This window comes from Lactiplantibacillus modestisalitolerans, from assembly GCF_005405425.1.
GTDB classification, from domain to species: Bacteria; Bacillota; Bacilli; order Lactobacillales; family Lactobacillaceae; genus Lactiplantibacillus; species Lactiplantibacillus modestisalitolerans.
On record NZ_BJEA01000011.1, the window covers coordinates 19,494 to 43,369 of the forward strand.

Annotated in this window: 20 protein-coding genes and 1 tRNA gene; 2 read left to right on the plus strand and 19 right to left on the minus strand. The window is 45.9% G+C overall.

Translation table 11 applies throughout. The annotated features are described in order from the left end of the window. Positions 1–64: 64 nt before the first annotated feature. The 14 genes from FFM79_RS07075 to rpoN all read right to left on the minus strand — a co-directional run bounded on the left by FFM79_RS07075 (position 65) and on the right by rpoN (position 16,571). Positions 65–799, minus strand: a complete 735-nt coding sequence (locus FFM79_RS07075; protein WP_137642775.1) for an amino acid ABC transporter ATP-binding protein — start codon at positions 797–799, stop codon at positions 65–67. A gap of 2 nt (positions 800–801) precedes the next feature. After that, positions 802–2,238: an amino acid ABC transporter substrate-binding protein/permease gene (locus tag FFM79_RS07080; protein ID WP_137642776.1), complete on the minus strand. Its 1,437-nt coding sequence runs from the start codon at positions 2,236–2,238 to the stop codon at positions 802–804. Between the two features lie 335 nt (positions 2,239–2,573). Further along, positions 2,574–3,044, minus strand: coding sequence for an SsrA-binding protein SmpB (gene smpB / locus FFM79_RS07085; protein ID WP_137642777.1), 471 nt, complete (start codon positions 3,042–3,044; stop codon positions 2,574–2,576). Between the two features lie 25 nt (positions 3,045–3,069). After that, positions 3,070–5,499: a ribonuclease R gene (gene rnr, locus FFM79_RS07090; RefSeq protein ID WP_137642778.1), complete on the minus strand. Its 2,430-nt coding sequence runs from the start codon at positions 5,497–5,499 to the stop codon at positions 3,070–3,072. A gap of 8 nt (positions 5,500–5,507) precedes the next feature. Then, complete coding sequence (locus FFM79_RS07095) at positions 5,508–6,263, minus strand: alpha/beta hydrolase (RefSeq protein ID WP_137642779.1); 756 nt, start codon at positions 6,261–6,263, stop codon at positions 5,508–5,510. 52 nt (positions 6,264–6,315) lie between these two features. Beyond that, positions 6,316–6,552: a preprotein translocase subunit SecG gene (gene secG, locus FFM79_RS07100; protein WP_137642780.1), complete on the minus strand. Its 237-nt coding sequence runs from the start codon at positions 6,550–6,552 to the stop codon at positions 6,316–6,318. A 99-nt stretch (positions 6,553–6,651) separates the two neighbouring features. Then, positions 6,652–8,202, minus strand: a complete 1,551-nt coding sequence (locus FFM79_RS07105; RefSeq protein WP_137642781.1) for a ClC family H(+)/Cl(-) exchange transporter — start codon at positions 8,200–8,202, stop codon at positions 6,652–6,654. A 6-nt stretch (positions 8,203–8,208) separates the two neighbouring features. Beyond that, positions 8,209–9,102 carry a phosphotransferase gene (locus FFM79_RS07110; protein WP_137642782.1) on the minus strand — a complete coding sequence of 298 codons (894 nt, stop codon included), beginning with the start codon at positions 9,100–9,102 and terminating at the stop codon, positions 8,209–8,211. Between the two features lie 200 nt (positions 9,103–9,302). Continuing rightward, on the minus strand, positions 9,303–10,631 hold the full coding sequence (gene eno / locus FFM79_RS07115; protein ID WP_137642783.1) for a phosphopyruvate hydratase: 1,329 nt from the start codon (positions 10,629–10,631) through the stop codon (positions 9,303–9,305). 78 nt (positions 10,632–10,709) lie between these two features. Then, on the minus strand, positions 10,710–11,468 hold the full coding sequence (gene tpiA / locus FFM79_RS07120) for a triose-phosphate isomerase (RefSeq protein ID WP_137642784.1): 759 nt from the start codon (positions 11,466–11,468) through the stop codon (positions 10,710–10,712). Between the two features lie 26 nt (positions 11,469–11,494). Further along, positions 11,495–12,697 (minus strand): phosphoglycerate kinase, encoded by a 1,203-nt coding sequence (locus FFM79_RS07125; RefSeq protein ID WP_137642785.1) that lies wholly within the window; start codon positions 12,695–12,697, stop codon positions 11,495–11,497. A gap of 199 nt (positions 12,698–12,896) precedes the next feature. Then, a complete protein-coding gene (gap, locus tag FFM79_RS07130; protein ID WP_137642786.1) occupies positions 12,897–13,919 on the minus strand; it encodes a type I glyceraldehyde-3-phosphate dehydrogenase in 1,023 nt (340 codons plus the stop codon). Positions 13,920–13,985: 66 nt separating this feature from the next. Beyond that, on the minus strand, positions 13,986–15,017 hold the full coding sequence (locus FFM79_RS07135) for a sugar-binding transcriptional regulator (protein ID WP_137642787.1): 1,032 nt from the start codon (positions 15,015–15,017) through the stop codon (positions 13,986–13,988). A 216-nt stretch (positions 15,018–15,233) separates the two neighbouring features. Beyond that, positions 15,234–16,571 (minus strand): RNA polymerase factor sigma-54, encoded by a 1,338-nt coding sequence (rpoN, locus tag FFM79_RS07140; protein WP_137642788.1) that lies wholly within the window; start codon positions 16,569–16,571, stop codon positions 15,234–15,236. An 82-nt stretch (positions 16,572–16,653) separates the two neighbouring features. On the opposite strand from rpoN, the gene FFM79_RS07145 reads away from it, so the two are divergent. Next, positions 16,654–16,725 (plus strand) — tRNA-Arg (locus tag FFM79_RS07145). A gap of 371 nt (positions 16,726–17,096) precedes the next feature. Then, complete coding sequence (gene clpP / locus FFM79_RS07150; protein ID WP_137642789.1) at positions 17,097–17,687, plus strand: ATP-dependent Clp endopeptidase proteolytic subunit ClpP; 591 nt, start codon at positions 17,097–17,099, stop codon at positions 17,685–17,687. Positions 17,688–17,867: 180 nt separating this feature from the next. Here clpP and FFM79_RS07155 read toward each other — a convergent pair whose 3' ends face one another. The 5 genes from FFM79_RS07155 to FFM79_RS07175 all read right to left on the minus strand — a co-directional run bounded on the left by FFM79_RS07155 (position 17,868) and on the right by FFM79_RS07175 (position 23,408). Then, complete coding sequence (locus tag FFM79_RS07155; protein ID WP_137642790.1) at positions 17,868–19,520, minus strand: peptide ABC transporter substrate-binding protein; 1,653 nt, start codon at positions 19,518–19,520, stop codon at positions 17,868–17,870. Between the two features lie 379 nt (positions 19,521–19,899). Continuing rightward, positions 19,900–20,832 carry a DNA-binding protein WhiA gene (gene whiA / locus FFM79_RS07160; protein ID WP_137642791.1) on the minus strand — a complete coding sequence of 311 codons (933 nt, stop codon included), beginning with the start codon at positions 20,830–20,832 and terminating at the stop codon, positions 19,900–19,902. A gap of 12 nt (positions 20,833–20,844) precedes the next feature. Further along, positions 20,845–21,846 carry a gluconeogenesis morphogenetic factor MgfK gene (gene mgfK, locus FFM79_RS07165; protein WP_137642792.1) on the minus strand — a complete coding sequence of 334 codons (1,002 nt, stop codon included), beginning with the start codon at positions 21,844–21,846 and terminating at the stop codon, positions 20,845–20,847. Beyond that, positions 21,843–22,727: an RNase adapter RapZ gene (gene rapZ / locus FFM79_RS07170; protein ID WP_137642793.1), complete on the minus strand. Its 885-nt coding sequence runs from the start codon at positions 22,725–22,727 to the stop codon at positions 21,843–21,845. The genes mgfK and rapZ overlap by 4 nt, the downstream gene beginning before the upstream one ends. Positions 22,728–22,871: 144 nt before the next feature. Then, the gene (locus FFM79_RS07175) at positions 22,872–23,408 is read right to left on the minus strand and encodes an HdeD family acid-resistance protein (protein WP_137642794.1); all 537 of its coding nucleotides are present in this window, start codon (positions 23,406–23,408) and stop codon (positions 22,872–22,874) included. Between the last annotated feature and the right edge of the window lie 468 nt (positions 23,409–23,876).

The following is a 23,876-nucleotide window of genomic DNA, read 5'->3' on the forward strand; positions in this document are numbered from 1 at the left end:
ATTAGGTTTGGAAATCCTTTTCTGATGCGCCAAGTCCGGTGTAACTTAGCCGGGACGCACTCCTTTAAACGTTAATGACTTTTTGTAGGAAATCTTGCAGCCGGGGACTCTTCGGATGTTCAAAAACGTCTTCCGGTTTGCCGTTTTCTTGAATCAAGCCATCCGCCATGAAGACGACCCGGTCGGCCACTTCCTTAGCAAAGCCCATTTCGTGGGTAACCACGATCATGGTCATCCCTTGGGCGGCCAGCTTCTTCATAACGTCCAACACGTCGCCAACCATTTCAGGGTCCAACGCTGACGTTGGTTCATCAAACAACATGATCTGTGGGTGCATTGCCAGCGCCCGCGCAATGGCAACCCGTTGCTTTTGTCCCCCGGACAACGACTTAGGCATCGCGTTAGCCTTATCGGAGAGCCCGACCGTCTCTAACAATTCCAGCGCGGTCTTTTCGGCTTGCGCTTGCGTTTCCTTTTTTAACTCAACCGGTGCTAACGTTACATTTTGTAACACGGATAAGTGGGGAAAGAGGTTAAAGTGTTGGAACACCATCCCGATGTTTTCACGCACCAAGTTAATGTTGGTTGCCTTATCAGATAAATCGTGACCATTAACAATGACCTGCCCCTGCGTTGGCACTTCCAGGTCATTTAAGCACCGCAAGAAGGTACTCTTCCCGGAACCGGACGGACCGATCATGCAAACCACTTCGTTTTCTTGGACTTCTAAGTTGAGGCCCTTTAAAACTTCATTGTCACCGTAACTTTTGTGTAAATCTTTGACAATCACCTTAGCCATACTTAGTTAATCCTCCTTTGAACCCAGTTCGATAACCACGTTAATAACGTAATAATAATCAGGTAAATAATCGCAATCATTAACCAAATCTTGAACCCTTCGAAGTTCCGGGCAATAATCAACGTCCCAGTTTGGGTCAATTCAACGATTCCGATAACGGAAAGAATTGAGGTATCCTTTAACGTGATAATAAATTGGTTAATAAATGACGGAATCATAATCCGAATTCCTTGTGGCATAATGACTTTCCGCATCGCGGTCCAGTATGGCAACCCTAATGAACGGGCCGCTTCCATCTGACCTTCATCAACGGCGGCAAAGCCCCCTTTAACGAACGCCCCGGTATAGGCCCCTTCGTTCAGCATCAGGGTTATCATCCCGGCTATGAAGGCGGGAATCTTAAAGCCGTGCCCAATTAAATCTGGGAACCCGATATAGATGAAGAACGCCAACACCATCAGTGGCATCCCACGGAAAATGTAAATAATGGTACTTGAAATGGCGGGGCCAACCTTCCCTGGCATTACGCCAAGTACGCCAAGCGCTAACCCCAGGATAGTTGCTAAAATAATGGAAATGACCGTTAATTCCAGGGTCATCCACAACCCAGTTCCAATCGTCCCGATGTTTTGGGTGAACAAGCCGACAAACGTCCGGCTCTTCGCGGTTTCACCCGTCAAGCTCGCTTGATCGGACTTTAAGTACTTGTTGATAATTTTATCGTAGGTCCCGTCAGCCTTAATCGCTTTCAGACCCGCGTTGAATTTTTTAAGTAGTTCCGCGTTTTTGCCCTTTTTAACGGCAAAACCATAATCGCCGGCATCATATTGCTTCGAAACAATCTTCAACGCAATCCCGTTTTTAATCCCGTAAGACATAACCGGATAATCTTCGAAACAAGCCACCGAGTTACCGACTTTGACATCGTTATACATGTTATTGGAATCATTGAAATACTTAATCTTGAAACCGTATTTATTTTGAATCGATTTCGCATAGGCCGAGCCAGCCGTCCCGGTCTTTAACGCGACCGTCTTACCACGTAACTGGCTGAATTTCTTAACGTTGCTGTCCTTGGCAACCGCCATTACAACCCCGGACGTGTAGTAAGCGTTGGAAAAATCAAAGGTCTTTTTCCGTTCGTCGGTAACGTTCATCCCAGCGATAACCCCGTCGACCTGGTTCGCACTAAGCTGCTGAACGGCGGCCCCAAAGCTAATTGCTTTTAATTTATAATTGAAGTTTTCTTTTTTGGAAATTGCCTTTAAAATATCAATATCAATTCCCTTATACTTACCGCCCTTGGCCTGAAATTCAAACGGCGCAAAGGTGGTGTCGGTTGCAATGGTGTAAGTTTTCGCCTGCGCCTGGGTACCGACCGCAAACCAGCTTCCCAACGCAGCTAACAACATGACAACCGCAACTTGCCATTTTTTCATTGATGAGACCTCCTCATTCATTCTACCTAAATGGTATGTCATAAAATATAACATAATTTCTGCCAGCAAACCAACGCAGATTATAAGGCAACTCTAATTTAAATTTAATGTTTGCGGTATCATTTGCTTTTTACTTAATTTTATTAAGCTGATACGTCATCTCGTCAAAGAATCTAAAGAAATATTGAAATTATTGCGATTTTTAAATTTTTTCACCGCAAGCGTTCCCAAGTCACAATAATTGACAGCGTTACCGTCCAGTGCTGGTGCGCCAAGTCACGCAAAAACGCCTGGTAACTTTGTTAAAAGTTATCCAGGCGTTTGGTTAATAAGGCTTAATAATGCTTCATAACCCGGTCAATTTGCCGTTGCTGTTCGCGCTTTTTAATGTCTTGGCGCTTATCGTATTCCCGTTTCCCATGGGCAACACCAATCAGGACTTTCGCAAACCCGTGTTTCAGGTACATTTTCAACGGAATGATCGTGACCCCTTTGGTTTGGGTCTCCAGACCAAGCTTTTGAATTTCCTTTTTATGCAGTAATAGTTTCCGGTTCCGTAGGGGATCAACGTTAAATCGATTGCCCTCCTTAAACGGACTAATGTGCACATTTTGCATCCACGCTTCACCATTGCGGATTTGGACGAAGCCGTCCTTTAAGTTGACCCGTCGATCACGGACCGACTTAATTTCAGTCCCAGTTAACGCGATTCCAGCCTCATAGGTACTTTCAACCGCGTAATCGTGGCGGGCCTTCCGGTTCTGCGCGAGCGCATCATTTGGGTGTTTCGCATGTCGTTTAGCCATTGCATCCACCCCCTTTGATTAAGCTTTACCGCCGGTTGTCGTTGTTGTGACGCCGTTGGTTATTGCCATTGTTTTGCGAATGCTGGTTATTATTATTCCGGTGACCGTTATTGTTCCCGTGATTCCGGTTGCCATTGCGGTTACCGTTACGATTACCACCGCCATTGCGATGATTATCATTATTGCGTCGATTATTGTTATTCCCGTTTCGATGGTAGTTACCATTACCACCACGGCGGTTATTGCCCCGGTAGTTATCATGGTGTTCCCGTTTAGGCAACAAGTCCGTCTTCGGCGCTTCTTCTGGATTTAACAACTTGAAATCAATTTCTCGTTGGTCCTTATCAACCCGCATTAATTCCACTTTAACGGGTTGGCCAATCCGGAAGGTCCGTTTCGTGCGCCGGCCGACTAAGGCGAGTTGTTTTTCAACGTATTCGTAGTAGTCATCGTCCATCACACTAATGTGGACAAGCCCTTCAACCGTATTTTCCAATTCAACGAAGAGCCCAAATTTCATTACGGAGTCGATCACGGCATCGAACTTTTCGCCAACGTGGTCGGCCATGTATTCGGCCTTCTTCATCGAGTCAACTTCCCGTTCAGTATCGATTCCACGACGTTCGTTATCCGACGTCGTTTCCGCAATCGTTGGGAGTTCATCCCGGTAGCGTTCCCGCGCCGTTTCACCGGTCCCGTTTTCAGCGTAGTGTCGAATCAGACGGTGAACCATCATATCCGGGTAACGCCGAATTGGGGACGTAAAGTGGGTGTAGTACGGTGCCGCTAAGCCGAAGTGCCCGAGGGACTGATCCGCGTAGTGAGCCTGCTTCATACTCCGCAACATCATCACGGAAACCATGGCCTCTTCCGGCTTACCCGCAACCTTCTTCAAGACGTCTTGGAGCATCTTCGGTTTAACGTCCTTAGAACTCCCAGTAACGTTCACACCAAAAGTCGTCACGAATTCGAAGAAACTGAGCATCCGGTCACTATCAGGCGTTTCGTGCACCCGGTAGATAAACGGAACTTTTAGTAAACTATAGTGCTTAGCAACCGTTTCGTTGGCAGCTAACATGAAACTTTCAATCATCCGTTCAGCTAACCCACGCACCCGTAACTGAATATCAATTGGGTGGCCAGTTTCGTCCACGATAATCTTAGCTTCATTATCATCAAAATCGATTGCCCCGCGGTGCCGGCGGTGCTTGTACAGAATCCGGTGTAAGTCACCCATCGTATCAAACATATCAACTAAGTCGGCATACTTTTCGCGGGTCTTGGGGTCGTGCGCTTCCAAAATTTGGTTGACCGCATCATAGGTCATCCGCGCGTGCGATTTAATCACACTTTGGAAAATCTTATGATTAATAATTTCCCCAGCTGGTGTAATTTCCATTTCACAACTCATCGCGAGCCGTTCAACGTCTGGATTCAATGAACAGATTCCGTTGGATAACCGCCGTGGGAGCATTGGAATTACCCGGTCGGTTAAATAAACCGAGGTTCCACGCTTAAACGCTTCGCGATCCAAGTCGGAGTTTTCGGGCACGTAATGGCTCACGTCGGCAATGTGGACGCCAAGGTGATAATTACCGTTCGGTAACTTCCAAGCAACGACCGCATCGTCTAAGTCTTTCGATTCAGCGCCGTCAATCGTCACTAATGGTTGGTCGGTCAAATCGACCCGTCCCTGCTTTTCTTCCTCGGTAACGTAGTCCGGAATGCGGTTTGCTTGATCCGTAACCTCTTCGGGGAAAACGGATGGGACTTCGTGTTGATAAACAACTTGAAGCACGTCCATCCCAGGATCATCAACGCTCCCGATCACTTGCTTCGCAATCCCAACAATTCGGGTTGGGTGCGCTGCATCCGGGTAAGCCGCAATTTCAGCAATGATCACTTCGCCCTCGGTTGGGTGAATCCCTTGATCAGTCACAAAAAGTTGATACTTGGAAAGTTTCTTTTCCTTGATTTCAACCGTCCCAATCATCCCAGGAACTTCCGTTGAAGGCGTAAAGGCGCCCACAATTTGCGAATAATTGCGCTTAACAATTTTGGTAATCTTTCCCTCGGGACCGCGGTCGGAACCCGGCTTCGCTGGGCGAATAATTTGCACCGCAACGTCGTCACCGGTAAAGGCGAACATGGTGTTATCAGGATTAATGTAAATATCAGGCAAATCTGGATCGTAGCGTACGAATCCGAAGCCCTTATCATTACCATGGAACGACCCTTCGACGGTTTTAGCTTCCTGAACGATCTTAAAATGATCGTGGTCGTCGGTGCTAACCAGCTTCTTACGTTCCATATTTGCTAATTCCTTAACTAAGAAGGTGAACGCGGTCGCCCCCGTGTAGTGCAATTCATCCGTCAGCTGTTCAACGCTGTAGCTGCGGTCGGGATGAGCCTGCAGAAAAGTCAGGATTTGTTCTTGTAAGTTTATTTCTGACATTATTTACCTCATTTATAAATAGTTTTTAAATACGTTAAGACGTCTTGTTCTAATTGATGGTGAGCAGTGTTAACGGTCACCACGTGGCCACTGTCCGAATACCAGTGAAAACTAACTGGTAATTGCTGGGCTTGCAGTTGATCCCGGAGCTGAACGGCAACTTGCGGATCAATCAACTCATCTTGGCCCCCCTGAGCAATGAAAAAAGGACGCGTCAACCGCGACAATTGGGCGGTGACCACCGCGGCCGTATACTGACTGATTGCGGCCATTTGGTCGGCGACCTGCGTCGGTAGCGCGGCTAAAACCGCTTGCCGTTCTGGAACCGTAAGTGCGCTGGTCGCTAGCTGTTGCCGACTTAATTTAATAAACATTTCAGCCACCCGCTGCTTATCACTCGGAAACAGTGGTGAACTAAAGGTGCCACCACCAACTAGCTGCTGATCTTGTTCCAACGCGGCGGTCGCAAAAATACCACCTAACGACAGGCCAAAGATACTAATTTTAGTATAGCCTTTTTCGCGCATAAATGATATTGCTTGTTGCGTATCACGCCACCAGTTTGCTGGTGAGCCTTGCAAGACAATGTCGCGGGGATCACCGGTCGCGTGTCCCGTCAACTGGGGCGCGTAAACCGTATAGCCAGCGCGTTGCAACGCCCGACCGAGTAGCCGCACATCGTTTGCGCTCCCGGAATACGCGTGTAATAAAATGACCGCGTTTGGACCCGCTTCAAACAAAAATGGTTCGGGTTTCTTAAACACATTCACACCACCTTAAAAAAAAGCCTCCTGAAAATCACAGGAGGACGGTTGGTTACTTCGATGAATACCATGCTAAAGCTAACGCCAGCAGGAAGAAAATCGTTCCTAACACTACGGTGACTTTTTGCATAAAGGCTTCAAATCCCCGGGGCTTTTGTTTGGCGAATAAATCGTCCGCACCACCGGTTAATGAAGACATGGCATCATTAGTTTTAGATGGTTGCATCATTACCGCAATGATAATCACGACGGAAACGATCAAGATTAACGTCATTAGTAAATTATACAATAAAAGTGCCTCCTAAAAGAGTCCGCTATGTCTATAACAATTTAACATATTTCACTAGTTTTTTCCAGCCTCGGCACTAATTCCTTACTTTCAGAAGTTTCACGGTGTCGCAACCAGCAAGTGGTCAATCGCGTGGCGAATTTCGGCGCGCCGATTATGATCAACCATAATAATCAGTGTATCGCCAGCCCGCATCAGCGTATCACCATGCGGAATCACTTGCCGCTCCCCGCGCCGGATGGCAATTAATAAGGAATCCGTCGGCCACTTAAAGTCCCGGACCTGGTGGCCTTCTAACTTCGATCCCTCAAAAATTGGCACCTCTAGCTGGTCCTGAATTCCGCTCATTTTAATTTGGCGCGGTTTGATTAGTTTTTCTAATAAGGCTTCATAAATGGGGGCCCCGCCTAACAAATCAACTACTAGAAACGCAGTCATTGAGACTACCGCCAGGGGCATCAGGTGATGCAACGTCCCCACCATTTCGGTAATTAGCAGAATCGCAGTAAACGGCGCCTTCCCGATTCCCGCAAAGTACCCGGCCATGGCAAAAATAATAAAGTTCGCAACAAAGTGCGCTGGCATCCAGCCAAGCGCGACCATTGCTTGGGCGTAAATCGCCCCAAGAATTGCCCCCAGTGACAGAATTGGCAAGAAAATCCCACCGGGAAGGCCCGATCCGTACGAAATCGTTGAAAAAACAAAGCGCAAGACAAAAATCCCGATTAACGCAAGCAACGCTGGGGACGCCGCCGCAATGTTCAAAATGACGTCGTTCCCGCCACCTAACAACTGCGGCCACAGGAGCCCAATTGGAATGACCAATAAAAACGGTACTAGGCCGTCCAACCAGCTAGGTAACCGCAAATGCGCGTACCAATTAGGCATACTAAGGGTCACATTTTGATACAGGTAACCAAAAATCCCTAAGAAAATCCCCAAACCAATCAAGTTACCGTACTGGCTTAAAGGAAGGTTTTCACCGTATGGGATGTGCAACACTGGTACCAACCCAAAGAAATTTAGCGAAATAAAATTACTAGCAATTGCACTCGCTAGAGCGGTGGTCCAAATGATTGGCGAAAAATTATGGTAAACTTCTTCCAATACGAATAACGTACTAGCAATCGGGGCATTGAAGGCGGCCGATAGTCCGGCGGCCGCGCCACCAGCAATCAGCGAACGCCGGTCAGCACCAGATTGCTTCATTTTCTCCGCGACCCCCTGACCAATGGTCGCACCTAATTGAATAGAAGGTCCTTCCCGACCTAGGAACAGCCCGGAACCGATCCCTAATATCCCCCCAACAAATTTACGCCACAAAACGGGCCACCATTGATAATCCAACTCACCGGCCAACTGGCCCTCAACTTGCGGAATCCCAGAGCCCTTAATATCGGGCTGTTGCTTCACGAACAGCCCCACTAGGATGGCAACGCCAATACTAAGTACAATCCACGGGATTACTAACCACGGCGTTGCTAAAATTTGCCCATATACCCACTGGACGAACTGAACGCCCCGTTGAATACAAAACCGAAAGATACTGACCACGATTCCAGCTAATAATCCAACTAGCAGACCCCGGCCAATCGCGCTCAAGCGCGTCAGGTCAATTCGCCGCTGACGTGCTTGCGGCTGTTTATCCAAGACGACTCACTCCTTACGACATAATTTTAACTTTAACTGCGCACTCAATTCAGCTAACGAGCTCGTTTGTTGCGGCCAAAGCCGCTGCCAACACGCTGGTCCGTCCGGGCTGAGTAAAATTCCCGTTACTAACGCAGGCACTAATGGACCACCACTGTAAGTTGCTTGAAAACCAGCTAACAAATCGGCATCCCAATTAAAAACGTTAGCAATCAACGCAACCAGCTCAACCTCCCGGGGACCTTGAAGGGCGCGCTCAAATCGCTGGAGCCCAACCTGGCCACTCGTCACAATGAGGTTATCCCCACTGAGCGTGCCGTGAACAAAACAGTCCGTTGCTACTGGGTGTGCTGCTAACCACCGTTGCCGTTCAGCTGGTAAATTCGGGGCCAGTGCGGCCCAAGCATCATCAGCAGCAGGCGTATTAACGCGCTGGTTAAAAGCAGCAACCGGCCCAGCCAACTGATTAAAGATGGTGCCAATCTGACGGCCCAGCGTGGTTTTAGCAATTGGTTCAGCTGTTTGGCAAAAGGCACGCAACGTGACCCCCGCTAACGGCTTATAAATTAAATAATAAAACTGATACGCGTCAAAGACGAAACCTGCGTGCATTAGTTGCGGTGCCATTACCCGCTGACGTGCCATTCTAATCAAACTAAACCGTTCAGTCTGATAGACATCCCGGGTGGCAGTCGCAATCTCACTAGGTGGAAAAATAGCGATTTGACTCGTCCCAACCGTAAACACGGCTAAATAAGGATTAGCAACCGCTGCGGGGGTCTTAAACGGTTCATTTTCACTAGAATAAATCCGTTGAATTAAGGGCGTAAACGCCGTCGTATTCTGCGCCACCGCGCGCCACGCCGACCAATCCTTAATGACCTGTTGAAAATCGTCCATATTAACCTCCCATGTTAAACTCGTATTTCCATTCTACCACGTGGATTCATTTCCGACTGCAAATTACTGAAAGCAATCGGCGTAATTCCCCCGCTTATGTTCAATTATTTCGAATTGATTGTTTGGCGAGCTACCGATTTGGCTATGTACGCAAAAACGCCGCTCAAAGAGCGACGTTTTCACTGAAAACTCAGAATTAATTACTTGTTAGTAATGGCATCACGAGCAGCTTCGTCTAAGTTGTAGAAGCCGTGGATCCCTTTGTATTCTGAAGTGCTTTCAAGTTGGTCTTCGATCCGCATTAATTGATTGTATTTAGCAATCCGTTCAGTACGGCTCATTGAACCAGTCTTGATTTGGCCAGCGTTCATTGCGACAACTAAGTCAGCAATGGTCGTGTCTTCGGTTTCACCTGAACGGTGAGAAACGATGGCAGTGTAGCCAGCTTCTTTAGCCATTTCGATAGCTTCAACAGTTTCAGTCAAAGTACCAATTTGGTTAACCTTGATTAAGATTGAGTTAGCAACGCCCATCTTGATCCCCTTAGCAAGGTAGTCAGTGTTCGTAACGAATAAGTCGTCACCAACGATTTGAACCTTCTTGCCAAGCTTTTCAGTGGCCATTTGCCAGTCTTCCCAGTTGTTTTCATCCAAAGGATCTTCGATGGAAACGATTGGGTACTTGTCAACAATGCTGTCAAGTAAGTCAACGAATTCTTCGGCAGTAAATGACTTACCGTTTTCGCCTTCACCCTTCAAATCGTACTTGCCAGTTTCAGTATTGTAGAATTCTGAAGCGGCACAGTCAAAGGCAATTGAAATGTCCTTACCAGGCTTGTAGCCGGCACGTTCAATTGCTTCAACTAAGACTTCGAATGGTTCTTCGTTGTTCTTCAAGTCAGGTGCGAAACCACCTTCATCACCAACGGCAGTGGAGTAGCCGCGTTCGTTCAAGATCGCTTTCAAGTTGTGGAAAGTTTCTGAACCCATCCGAACAGCTTCCTTAACGGAAGAAGCACCAACAGGCATGATCATGAATTCTTGGAAGTCAACGTCGTTGTTGGCGTGGGCCCCACCATTGATAACGTTCATCATTGGTGTTGGTAAGACGTGCGCGTTGAAACCGCCAAGGTAGTTGTACAATGGCATTTCAAGTTCGTCAGCAGCTGCACGAGCAGCGGCAATTGACACACCTAAAATGGCGTTAGCACCTAACTTAGCCTTGTTTGGCGTACCGTCTAACTTGATCATAGCTTGGTCAATGGCACGTTGGTCAGTAACATCGTAGCCGACAATTTCCTTAGCAATAATCTTGTTAACGTTGTCAACGGCCTTAGTAACACCCTTGCCCATGAAACGGCTCTTGTCACCGTCACGTAATTCAACGGCTTCATGTTCACCAGTTGAGGCACCTGAAGGAACGATACCGCGACCAAATGCGCCGCTTTCAGTATAAAGTTCAACTTCAACAGTTGGGTTACCACGTGAGTCTAAGACTTCGCGAGCATAAATATCTGTAATAATAGACATTAATTTCTCTCCTTAAAAATTTGCTAGTGTTGGTTCACATTTATTGTAGAAGTTTAGATAACAACTTGCAATAATTAATTAGTTATTTTGGTAGTTAACTAATTCCAAGAACGAATCAGCTTGTAATGAAGCACCACCGACTAAGCCGCCATCAATGTCAGCTTTAGCCATTAATTCGTTAACGTTGGCAGGTTTAACGCTACCACCGTATTGAATCCGAACTTTGTCGGCAACGTCTTGTGAATAAAGACCAGCAACCGTCTTCCGAACAACCGCACAAATTTCTTCAGCTTGGTCACTCGATGCAGTCTTACCAGTACCGATGGCCCAGATTGGTTCATAAGCAATTACTAATGAACTTACTTGGTCAGCAGATAAGCCCTTCAAAGCAGCCTTGATTTGACCAGCAACCCAGTCTTCAGCTTGGCCAGCTTCACGTTGTTCCAATGATTCGCCACAGCAAATGATTGGCTTCATACCGTTTTTGAAGATGGCGTGTGCTTTCTTGTTGATATCTTCATCAGTTTCGTGGAAGTAGCCCCGACGTTCTGAATGACCAATAACAACGTAGTCAACGCCTAAATCAGCTAAAGCGGCTGGTGAAGTTTCACCAGTAAACGCACCAGCGTCTTCAAAATAAGCATTTTCAGCAGCAATCTTTAAGTCAGAACCCTTAGCAGCTTCGACCATTTCTTGTAAGAAAAGGGCTGGAGCAGCAACAACGGATTCAACTTTGTTAGGATCTGGTAATTGATCCTTAACCGCGTTAACGAAAGCTAAAGCTTCGCTAGCAGTTTTGTTCATTTTCCAGTTACCGGCAATAATTGGTGTACGCACAATAAACCTTCCTTTCGAAGAACAGATTATTTGTTAGAAATAGCAGCGATACCAGGTAATTCCTTACCTTCAAGGTATTCAAGTGAAGCGCCACCACCAGTTGAGATGTGGGTCAACTTGTCGCCAACACCCAATTGCTTAACAGCAGCAGTGGAGTCACCACCACCAACGATCGTCGTTGCGTCGGATAAGGTTCCTAAGAACTTACCAACTTCAAGCGTACCCTTGGCGTAGTTGCTCATTTCAAAGACACCCATTGGTCCGTTCCAAACAACGGTCTTAGCGTCCTTTAAAACGTCTTCGAATTCTTCAACTGACTTAGGACCAATATCTAAGGCCATGTAGCCATCAGGAATTGAACCTTCAACAACCTTGTGAGCCACATCGTTGTCAAACTTTTCAGCAACAACTGAGTCACTAGGTAAGACTAACTTGTCGCCAGCCTTTTCGATGATTGACTTAGCTAATTCGATCTTGTCTTTTTCAACAAGGGAATTACCAATACCCATGCCCTTAGCAGCATAGAACGTGTAAGTCATCCCACCACCGATGATGATCTTATCAGCTTTGCTGATTAAGTGATCAATAACACCGATCTTATCAGAAACCTTCGCACCACCTAAGATGGCAACGAATGGGTGTTGTGGGTTATCAACGGCGTCACCTAAGAATTTGATTTCCTTTTCCATTAAGAAACCAGCAGCAACTTGGTCCATGTTAGAAGCAATCCCAACATTGGAAGCGTGCTTACGGTGAGCAGTACCGAAGGCGTCGTTGACGTAAACGTCACCAAGTGAAGCCCAGTACTTCCCTAATTCAGGGTCGTTACCAGATTCGCGCTTAACTTGTTCGCCGTTTACAACGTCTTCGAAACGAGTGTTTTCAACAACTAAGACGTCACCGTCATTCATATTGTTGATTGCCGTTTCAAGTTGTTCGCCTTCCGTAACGGGTACGAAAGTCACTGGCTTGTTTAATAAGTTTGAGAGCCGTTCAGCAACTGGACGTAAGCTCAAACCCTTCTTATCGTCTTCACTCTTAATCCGACCTAAGTGGGAGAACAAGATGGCCTTACCATCATGTTCGCTGACATACTTGATCGTTGGTAAAGCAGCCACGATCCGGTTGTCATCACCAATCTTGCCGTCTTTAATAGGAACATTAAAGTCGACACGAATTAAAACTTTTTTATCTTTAACATCTAAATCTGAAACGATTAATTTAGCCAATGTTAAATCCTCCTAAAATTCGTGCGTTCAAATTTGAACCATTCAGTCATGTGACCAAACTTTGAGAACCGTTGCGGATTGTCAGCGGACAAAATGCCAGCGCCGACATCGTTTAATAAAAAAACGGCAAGAGGAGTTTTGCCTCCCCCCGCCGTCAAAACCATATGCGGTTTTAAAGTTCTTGCTATCTAATCAAATATTAGAGAGTAGCGAACTTCAATAAAGTACGTACCATTTGGCAAGTGAAGCCGTATTCGTTATCGTACCAAGCAACAGTCTTAACTAATTGGTTGTCACCATCAGTCGTAACTTCAGTTTGGGTAGGATCGAAGATTGAACCGAAAGTAGTACCGATAACATCAGATGAAACGATTTCGTCATCGTTGTAACCGAATGATTCGTTACCTTCAGTGTGCTTCTTGATAGCAGCGTTAACTTCGTCAGCAGTAACCTTCTTGTCAAGGATAGCAACTAATTCAGTCAATGAACCGTCAACAACACCAACACGTTGTGCATGGCCTTGTAATTTACCGTTCAATTCTGGGATAACTAAGCCAAGAGCCTTAGCAGCACCAGTTGAATGAGGAATCGTGTTTACACCGGCAGCACGGGCAGCACGGAAGTTACCACCACGAACAGGGCCGTCAAGCAACATTTGAGTTGAAGTGTAAGCATGGATAGTAGTCATCGTACCAACCTTGATACCAAATTCTTGGTTTTCGAAGAATGCTAATGGTGCAAGGCAGTTAGTGGTACATGAACCAGCGGAAACGATCCGGTCATCTGAAGTTAAGATGTCATCGTTAACGTTGTAAACGATCGTCTTCAAGTCTGAACCAGCTGGTGCAGAAATCAAGACACGCTTTGCGCCGGCATCCAAGTGAGCTTGTGACTTAGCTTTTGAAGTGTAGAAACCAGTACATTCGAGGACGAAGTCAACGCCGTCATTCTTAACCCAAGGAATGTTTTGTGCTTGTGGTTCAGCGTAAACACGGTAGTTCTTACCGTTGACAACGATTGAGTCGTCAGTTGCTGAAACGTCAGCATCCAAAGTACCATGAGTTGAGTCATACTTCAAAAGATGAGCCAACAATGCAGGTGAAGTTAAATCGTTAATAGCAACAACTTCGATATCACTTGACTTTGCACCAAGTTCTAAGATACGACGGAATGCTAAACGACCGATACGTCCGAAACCATTAATACCAATTTTTACAGACATACTAGAATTTCCTCCTTGTGGAAATAAAAATAATATTATTTTAAAAAGCAACTTCACTATAGAAGATTACTTTTTTAAAATCAAGTTTGCTGCACCTTCATCCGTGATCAGACACGTCTGTTTAGGTGCGATGTTCTTCATATACGCGCCAATCGCAGTGGCCTTAGAGGCACCACCCGCAATCGCGAGTATAATCTCCCGGTCGGCCAGTTCTCCGATTTGCAAGCCAATCCGTGGGATCCGGTAAACAACGTTGCCTTCCCGGTCGAAGAAATACCCAAAGGCTTCTCCAATCGCATGACGCTGACGTAATACCTTAATTTGATCCTCCGACATGTTCCGCCGGTGAGCCATCGAAATGGCATCACCAATACTATGAACAACGACGTTGGCTTGCCGTATGATTGCCAAGACCTCTTGAATACTAGGTTCCTTGAGGAGCGGCTCATACGTTCGTTCACTGACCTGCTCTGGCACAAACAATGACCGAAACTTACCATCGGTGTGCTGTGCCATTTGTGACGCAATTGTATTGGCCTGAATCGCAACCGATTCACCAACACCACCGCGTGCCGGAACAAATAGCAACTCACGTTTATGTGCTAATTGACTCGTGAGGTGGTTTGCTACGTGTTCCATGGTATGTCCACCCATTACAGCAATAATATTACGCCCTTCTGGCAATAATTGCTGTAAAAGTGTATTGACTTCTTCGCCCATGGTCCCAATAACTTTCAACTGTCGATCAGAATCGCCAGAAACGATGATGCAACGTTTAATGTTAAACTGTTGCGCCAACTGGCGTTCCTTTTGGCGAATTCCCATTAACTCATCCATAAAGCGGCTTAGTCCAAACAAAACATCCTGACCTTGCTGGGTAACCTGCATACCCGACTTATTCGTCATGATTAAGTCAAGCTTACGCAGTGTATCCGTTTCGGTCCGTAACGTTCGCTCGCTAAAGCCTAACGTTTGAGCTAACAATCGACGCCCAACCGGGGCCATCCAATTAATGGTTCGCAGTACTAAGTAACGACGACTCAGCATGTCCACCATATCTGGGGCAATTGCCTCAATCCATTGAATATCTGAATGCATGGCATCCAACCTGCTCTCTAGTGGGACGGGTCCAGTCCAGCTATGTCGAATAACGACCCAAAGACTTCAAAAAATAAAGTACACAACGCTAATTCAATTTGAACTTGAAGTTGCATACCTCGCTTACCACAACAAGAATTATAACAGGTTCATGTAGTGGTTGCAAATGAAACAACAGCCGAACGAATACCCGACTACTAGAAATTGGTCTAACCATTACCGTTCAGGTTTTAGGTACTGTTTGCGCTTCGACGACCCCGGAATGTTCATCTTTTCGCGATATTTTGCGACTGTGCGCCGAGAAAGTTCGACATTTTCCGACTTAAGAATCTGAAGTATTTTTTGGTCTGAAAGCGGTTTTTCTTTGTCTTCCGCTTCAATTAACGCCTTGATCCGGTGTTGGACACTATCCGCCGAAACGAGTTCACCCCCGGTGGGACGCTTCGTGACCGCTTGCGAAAAGAAACGTTTCAATTCGAAAGTCCCAAAGTCAGTTTGAATATATTTACCATTAATACTTCGGCTAATGGTTGACTCATGAACCCGTAGTTTTTGAGCGACGTCGCGCAACAACAATGGCTTCAAACTCGTCGTTTTTTCTAAAAAGAAGTCCGCTTGCCGTTGGACAATTGCCGTCCCAACGCGGAAGATAGTGGCTTCGCGTTGCTGCAAACTCGTCGCAATCCATTCATACTCCGCTTTCTTCTCTTTGAGATACTGCGTCACTTCCTGATCACCATGTTGACTTAGCTGGTCGAAATACTGCCCCTGAAACTTGACGACCGGTTGCGCCATCGAGGCCGTTTTAAGCGTCAGCTCCGCACCAACCCGTTTAACAATCAAATCTGGGAAAATATAACCGGTTGTTTCTTGCCCAACCGCGGCCCCAGGAACCGGGCTTAACGTACGGACGTAGTCGTAGACACTTGAAATATCCGCTAACTCGACGGCGTATTGCTTCGCTAAGCGCTCCCATTGCCGATTAACTAGCGCATCAAAATTTTCTTCTAATATAATGTAAGCCAGGTTCGGCGCATGGTCATCATTTTCTGTCTGGAGCATTAACGCCTCTTGTAGGTTGCGGGCACCAACCCCCGGTGGATCCAGTTGCTGCAATAGTGTAATTGCATCTAGCAATTCAATTGGACTAGCGCCGGTTTCAGCTCGAGCTGTCGCTTCATCAATTTTCAAATAACCGTTAACGTCAACATATTCAATTAAATATAGAACGATTTGACGAAGCGGCGTCGCCCGCATTGTTAGGTGAATTTGATCCAATAAGTATTCAAATAATGAATGCTTATTAGATGTGGAAACCCGCTCAATAAAATCCGCCCGCGTGGTGACGTTGGCCGCAGCACTTAAACTGGTTTGGTTATCACGCCAATTAGTATCAACATCGATCAAGGGGTTCTCGAGGGCTTTTTGCGTCAAAAAGTCACGTAGCTCTTCAACGTTAAACTGTAACATTTGAATTGACTGTTGCAGTCGTTGCGTCATTGCGAGCTTTTGTGATTGCCGCTGTTGTTGGCGAAAGCCTGGTCCTAATGCCATAAATAATTCCCTCCAAATAAATTTTTATGTAAAACCCTTGTGTTTTTATCCATAATCCGGTACACTTATTTATGTTGTTCAGGCGCCCGTAGTGTAATGGATCGCACGTAAGATTCCGGTTCTTGAAATGGGGGTTCGATTCCCTCCGGGCGCATCACTCGCTGAGATAATTCTCAGCTTTTTTTATACCCAAATTTCAAGTAAAGCGCTTTAACTTATACAACTTAATATCTTAACGAACTTTTTCTTTAAGAACAAGGTTGCGGCTTGACCAAAGACCATTCATAATAATGGTAGCGGTTCAGCGTAACGGTCTAGTTTGGCCAACGGCAAAAAAATAAGATTGGGAACCTTCCCAATCTTTAGCCGTATATGATAGAAACCTAAGTATACCACGTCTTCTATCAAAGGGGAATTCCTATTCCGAGGTTTTTCTTTTGACCTTTACTGACCTTAGCGGTAAACTACATTTATATTAGCAAGCAGCTAATTTATAAAAATTGAACTTTAGGAGGCTAACAAGTTATGTATCCAGTTCCGACAGTTATCGAACAGTCATCACGTGGCGAACGTGCCTATGACATTTATTCGCGACTATTAAAGGATCGCATTATCATGTTATCTGGTCCCGTTGAAGACAACATGGCTAATGCAATCATTGCCCAATTACTCTTCTTGGATGCCCAAGATTCAGGTAAGGACATCTACCTTTATATCAATTCCCCAGGTGGGGTTGTCACTGCCGGCTTAGCCATTTACGATACGATGAACTTCATCAAATCTGACGTTCAAACAATCGTAATGGGGATGGCCGCATCAATGGCCAGCGTTTTGGCTTCATCTGGTACGAAGGGTAAGCGATTCGCATTACCAAACTCCGAAATCTTGATTCACCAACCATCCGGTGGTGCTCAAGGTCAACAGACGGAAATTGAAATTGCCGCTGAAGAAATCTTGAAGACTCGTAAGAAGATCAACCAGATTTTAGCCGACAATTCCGGTCAATCCGTTGAAAAACTGAACCATGATACTGAACGTGATAACTACTTAACGGCTCAAGAAGCTAAAGAGTATGGTTTGATCGACGATATTATGGAAAACAACAATTTAAAATAATGCGTCATCATTGACCTCCTTGTAGGCCGGACGCCAAAGAAGCACCTAGAGCGGATTCCCGCTCTAAGTGCTTCTTTTTTGCTATTTACGTTGATTCGTTAGCTGGTGCTGGTAACAACCACTTCTCAAGTCACCAACGTTCCCAGCGAAACTTTTTTCTACTATATAATGTTAGGGTGGTTACTTTGCTAAATAGGCGTACTTGTAATTCCACTGAGTTCCAGCCGTATTATGAACGATTCCTTTGACCTTCGGGTTTTCAAGGTAAGAATAAACGGTTTGATAAAGTGGCGTAATTCCTTGATCCTGCATAATTGTCCGTTCCGCCTTCAACATATCTTGCCAACGCGCGTTCACGTCGTTGGCATCGCGGTTCGTCGCTTGTGAGACCAAATTATTATAAGCACTACTATTATATTTACCATAATTATAACCACTGTTAGTCGTCATAATTTGCAAGTGTGAAATTGGATCGTTAAAATCGGCGCCCCACATACTCAAGTACAGGTCGAAATCACCCGACTGGGCGCGGTTTGAGGCCACTTTTGACGGAATATTTGATAAATCAATCGTCAGGCCGGATAAATTCTTCTCAAGCGCAGACTTTAAGTATTGTGAAATGGGCTTATTCGGCTCGTCGTTGGAAGTTAGAAACCGGAGCGTCAGCTTTTTCAATCCCGTTTCTTTCAGACCTTCCTGCCAAAGTTGCTTAGCCAATTTTTGATTATAGTCCGTCGAATTTTTAACGACCGCCTGGTCCGCAAAATCTTTGCCAGTCTTTGGATCTTCAGCTAAGTCTTGCGGAACGAAGCCCTTAGCAACCGTTGACGCGTCCCCGATAACGTTCTTAACTAGCGTTTGCCGGTTAATTGATAAGGAAATTGCCTGCCGAATTTTTTGGTTATTCAGCGCCTTTTTAACCGTCGCGTCACTATCTTGGAAGTTATAAACTAGAAAGCTCGTAATGGAATATGGATAAGTTTTATAGTCCGCGTTGTGCTTTAAGTTTTTAACTTGTTCACTCGCAAGCTGGGTTAAGTCCAACTTCTTTTCCTGATAAAGGTTTAACGTCGTTGTCGTACTTGCATTAACCGTATAGTTGATCTTTTGTAAGTGAACGGCCTTTTTATCCCAATACTGATCGTTCTTAACGAATTGCCAACTGTTATTGGTTCCCGTCCAACCAGTTAACTTGAACGGTCCGCTATACAGCATGTATTGGGACTTGGTTGCGTACTTATCGCCCCACTTCTTAACCGCCTTTTCACTAATCGGTCCAAAGAGCGGGTACGTCATTAATTTTTTAAAATAAGTAATTGGTTTTTCGAGCGTAACGATAAAGGTATGGTCCCCTTCAGCCTTAACGCCCAAGGTACTTGGATCCTTCTTACCGGCTACAATCGCGTCCGCGTTTTGAACCCCAGAAAACAGGTATGCGTACTGGGACTTCGTTGCCGGCGTTACCGTGCGCTTCCACGAATAAACAAAGTCTTGCGCCGTAATTTTTGACCCGTCACTCCACTTGGCGTCCCGAATCGTAAAGGTATACGTCTTACCATCCTTTGAAACTCGTGTTTGCTTGGCCAAGCCCGGCGTAATACTGCCGTTCTTACCTAGCCGGTAAAGGCTCTCAAAAATGTTCCCCGTGCTACCATAACCGGACATATTAGAAATATCGATTGAATCTAGTGGACTTTGATAGGATAAATTTAAAACTTGATCACTCGCGTACTTACCGCTGCCAACTGATTGGCCGTTCTGTTTTCCACAGGCGGTCAACACCGTGACTAATAACAAACTAAAAATAACCGTTAACACTGATCGCTTTTTCAATATTCTCGCCCCTTTATTGACCCTCTGAATTACCCTAACTCCAACCGGAAACAAAAAACGCCTGCTTAGAATCTCGTCAGATTCCAAGCAGGCGTTTCAAAAATAACGTTTGAGCTCAATGCCGTTAATTTTGATGCACTAGAGACGCTTGTAATTCAACGCAAATAACCATGTTGTTCGTTTCACAACATGGGCAGCACATCATCATTTGGTTAGCTGAAATTTGCATGATTACGTCTCTCCGATCTTTTAGGATGAGTTAAGTATAAAGATTGGTACTTACTTTTGTCAAGTAATTTTCTTTAGAAAGTCTTAATCAAAAAAAGTCCCGGCCAGTCCGCGTATAAGCGACACCAGTCGTGACTTGAACGGAATAAACTTAGGCGTCTTGCTGTAAGCGTTCCGCAAATTGATTAATTTTTCTAAGCCGGTGGTTAATCCCCGACTTGGAAATCGGGCCGCCCGGAACAAGGGTGCCAAGTTCCTTGAGACTCACTTCCCGGTGTGCAAGCCGCGTCACCGCAACTTCTTGTAATTTCGGCGGTAACTGCTTTAAACCGACCGTGGAATCAATCAACAAAATATTTTCAATTTGTTTACTTGAGGCGTTCGCCACTTTATCCATATTGGCGTTTTCGCAATTAACCAGCCGGTTAACCGAATTACGCATATCCCGCATGATTCGAACGTCTTCAAACTTTAACATCCCGGTCGTGGCGCCAATCAGCGACAAAAAGTCCGCAATTTTTTCAGCTTCCTTGATGTAGGTGATGAAGCCCCCGCGACGATCGGTCGTCCGCGAATTCAAACCGTACTTATTCATCATTTCAGAAATCATTCGGTTGTGCTCTTCGTACAGTGAATAAATTTCCAAATGGTAGCGGGACGTTTCCGGGTTATTAACGGACCCTCCCGCTAAAAACGCCCCCCGTAAATAGGAGCGCACCGCGGCGTCATCCGTCAACACTTCGGTCGGTGCAACCTCGACAATTTGGTAATCTTTTAAAATTCCTAAATCAGCGAGCACCATGTCGGTTCCCGTTTTTAAGCGCACAATGTACAGGTTATTTTTGTTCAGTTTCATTTTACGCCGCACGATCAGTTCACTCGCCACGTCATAAAATTGTTTGAGTAATCGGTAAATACGCCGCGCGATGGCCGGATTTTCTGTCTGAATATTTAAAATAAAATGATGATTAGCAAGGCTAATCGTCCCGTTCATCCGAATCAAAGCCATTAACTCGGCTTTGGCATTCTCGCGATGGACAGCGAGGTTGGTAAGTTCTTTCTTAACTTCACTGGCGTATGACAAAGGTTACCCCTCCTATCTTGAAATGTCGGAATGGCCGACTAAGTTCATTAACTCCGCAACGACCTGGTCGCCATCGTGAAAGGCCCCGTTATCCCGCAACTTCAAGAAGTTAGAGGAGATTACCCGGCAATTCTGGTCACGTAAGCCCCGAAAATCGTGACTAACTTGGCGTGACACTTCGTTAAACTTGTGGAAATCCATGTAGTCCTCGGGTACCTTCTCAGTGTTCACGAGGACCGTATTAATAAAGTTTTGACCCAAGTGCCGGTTGAGGACCCGGACGTGGTCAGCGTCGGAGAAGCGATCCGTTTCTCCTTTTTGCGTCATAATATTGCAAATATAGACGACTTCCGCGTCCGACTCACAAACGGCCCGGCCAATATTATTAATCGTTAAGTTCGGTAAAATACTGGTGAACAAGCTCCCTGGTCCGAGCACAATCTGGTCCGCCTGCATAATGGCATCAATAACCGGCTGAACCGCTTCCGGTTCCTTACCGTCGCGGTCCGTAACCCAAACGCGTTCCAACGACTTGTGCGCGGCAGTAATTTCCGCTTCACCAACGAGTTCGGTCCCGTCTTTAAACCGGCCGTGCAAGGTTAACGCTTCGTTTGCTGCCGGGTAGACGTGACCGTCCACCTGCATCATATCGGAAAGTTCCTGGACCGCGTCGAACACCCCGGATTTCATTTCCGTCAAAGCGGCAATAATCAGGTTACCGATAGCGTGGCCGGCAAAGAACTGGTCGTTACCTTGGAAACGGTATTGAAAGACGTTCTTATACAAATCGGGCCAGTTCGACAACGCGACCATTACGTTGCGGATATCACCAGGTGGTACCACGTTAACGTAGTTGCGAATAATGCCGGAAGACCCACCATCATCAGCGACCGTCACAATTGCGGTAATGTCGACGGCCTGCCGCCGTAATCCATTTAAGATTACGGGTAAGCCGGTGCCCCCGCCAATGACCACGATCTTAGGTCGCTGCGTTTTAAACGTATATTTTCTCATGAGCGATTGACCGTTTCCTTTCGTTTACCAATATCGCGGTGGCTAATATGGACTTTATAGTCCTTTGCCAGGGCTTCACCAATCCGTTGCGTTAAAGCAACCGAGCGGTGTTGGCCCCCCGTACAACCAATCGCAATCGTCAAACTCGTTTTACCTTCAGCCTCATACCCCGGCATAATGTTTTGCAGTAGTTGTAAGAACTGTTGATAGAACGATTCAGTTGCCGGTTGTTGCATCACGTAATCGGCCACCGGTTTGTCCAAACCAGTTAACGGCTTTAATTCTGGCAAATAGTACGGGTTGGGCAAGAAGCGCACATCCATCACGATATCCGCATCAATTGGTAAACCATATTTGAATCCAAACGATAACATTTCAATGTGGAAGGTTTCGTCCGGACTCGTTTCAAACTTATCAAAAATCGATTCCCGAAGTTCCCGGGGCGTTAACGCCGACGTATCAATGACGTAGGACGCCCGGTCCTTCAACGGAATCAACAATTCTCGTTCCTTGACAACCCCATCCATAATCCGACCTTCCATCGCTAACGGGTGGGAGCGACGCGTTTCCTTATAACGGGAGACCAGTTCTTCATTGGACGCGTCCAAGAAAAGAATCCGCGTCGAAACAAAGTCGGTATTATCCAGGTTTGCCAACATATCGATGATTTCATCGTAAAAAGCTCGTGAGCGTAAGTCGATCACCAACGCGACCTTTTTAATTTTGCCGGACTCCTCAACTAATTCAGAAAATTTTGGTAGCAAGGCTGGTGGCATGTTATCAATACAAAAATACCCCAGGTCTTCAAAACTCTGAACCGCGACCGTTTTACCGGCCCCGCTCATTCCAGAAATAATTACAAGTTGTAATGCGTCTGCCATGTTTTCTCCCTCTAATCCATATTGTTGGTAGTATAACATACCGGGCGTGTCATCGCTACTAACGACTTTTCAACAACGCGCCAAGGCTAGTAATTCAGGCGTTGGTTTGCCCAGTAACTGAATAAAGGACGCTGAACCGCCCCCCTAATTACGTCGAGCAAAGGCGATTAAAATCGCGTTGATGCCGAAAATGGCAAAGTAAACGGCTACCAGTACGTTAAAGGTCAGTGCCGCCACGACCGGGCTAAAGAGTAACATGACGCCCAGCGCCAAACTCAGTAAGTCTAAAATGAGTGAAATCACGAAGTACCCAGTACCGAAAAACCGTAAGTGTGAAACGACCGTCAAACGCTCAATTGAGTCAATTAAGAACCAGAACGCAAAGACGTAACCCAACACTAAAATTCCGGTTGGTGCCTTAAATAGAAACAGCAAACCAACCAAAATATCAATAATTGCTAATCCTAGGGCTACGTTGGCTCGCAAGCCGGTCTCCCGTCTCAACTTAGTGTAGCCCGCTAAGGTGGTAATCCCACTAATAATGGCCGCAATTGCAAATAAGAAAACCAAACTCAATAGCGCTGCCTGCGGTTGTTTCATCACAAAGTAGGCCGCCACTAAGAAGACAACCCCGGTAATAAATTCCGTCCAATCAAATCCCCAGCGATGATCATTAAACATTTTGAACCACATCTCCTATCCGCTTTAACTCCATCATACCAGTTGATGTAAGAGTTTCCAACTTGTTACGGACGGCACTAGTGCAAAAAAGGAGGACTGTACCAATTGGTGTTGTTCTGCCGCCAGCAGCGGGTGTAACCGGTTGGCTGGAACACTGCGGGCATCGATTTGAGCTCACTCAGGATACCACTGAGCAATCTCAAATTCGAGCCTTATTCTAAGCCGGAAGAACTTCACTTCCGACTAAGAATAATTTCGCAGTTGAGCCATAGTTACACCCGCTACTGGCTAGTCTTGCCTTAATACATCGGTTGAATTTAGTAAATCTCAATTGGTGAGACTGGTCCTGCTGAACGTTCACTAAATCAAACGCAACCTTGTCCCCCCATTCCGACAAGCACAATGAATTTTTTTGAAAACTCAACCGGCACCTTTGGTAGCAAATCAACACCGCATATCATAGGATCC